The organism is Bartonella sp. PS7NMGDW (genome assembly GCF_042193585.1).
In the GTDB taxonomy this organism is placed as follows: domain Bacteria; phylum Pseudomonadota; class Alphaproteobacteria; order Rhizobiales; family Rhizobiaceae; genus Bartonella; species Bartonella grahamii.
Genome location: NZ_JBHILX010000117.1, coordinates 1 through 671, shown reverse-complemented (window position 1 = coordinate 671; position 671 = coordinate 1). Strand labels below are relative to the sequence as shown.

Sequence of the window (671 nt, the reverse complement as noted above, 5' to 3'; positions counted from 1 at the left end):
AAAGGTGACCTAGGCGGCTTTATAGAAGGTGAGAGCAACTTAAGTCATGAAGGAGACTGTTGGGTTTATGATGATGCCATGGTTTATAGCGGTGCAAAAGTTTACAACAATGCCAAGGTATTTGATAACTCAAAAGTTTGTTATTTTGCAAATATTTATGAAAATGCAACAATTCATCATAACGCAAAAATATATGGTGGTCGTATTTTTGGAAAAGCACATGTTTACGAAAATGCAAGTGTTCATTGCAATGCAGAAGTGTATGGTAACGCACACATTTACGGAGATTCAGAGGTTCGTGGAGGCAGTATTATCACAACGAGCGAGAGAAGATAATTATTATGTATAGATATGAAATTAAACCTACTTTGTGTTCGCAGTTAGTTGTGAGAAATACCCACAATCCAGGTGAACTTTGTATAACGATCTCTGGAGATAAGGGCGAGCCCTATGTAGATACCATAATCTCTAAAGACAAAATAGATGCCTTCTTAAGTGAAGAGAATATCGTGCCAATGGAACTCATAGGATCGCAATGCTTTGCATTTTCATACGAATTCAGACCGTTTGCATGCACTAGATTTGAAATGATACCACCCAATTCAGATGAATCTTTCTTGTTGACGCTATATTCTGATCATTGTGCATATATAAAACGCATTCCAATTGAT

At 36.8% G+C, this 671-nt stretch carries 2 protein-coding genes; both read left to right on the top strand.

Annotated features, from left to right (window positions below):
* The coding region (locus ACFIKJ_RS09630) for a hypothetical protein (protein ID WP_375627066.1) at window positions 1-336 on the top strand (336 nt) is incomplete at its 5' end.
* Between the two features lie 5 nt (window positions 337-341).
* Window positions 342-671: hypothetical protein (locus ACFIKJ_RS09625; protein ID WP_375670570.1), on the top strand; the 330-nt coding region annotated here is incomplete at its 3' end.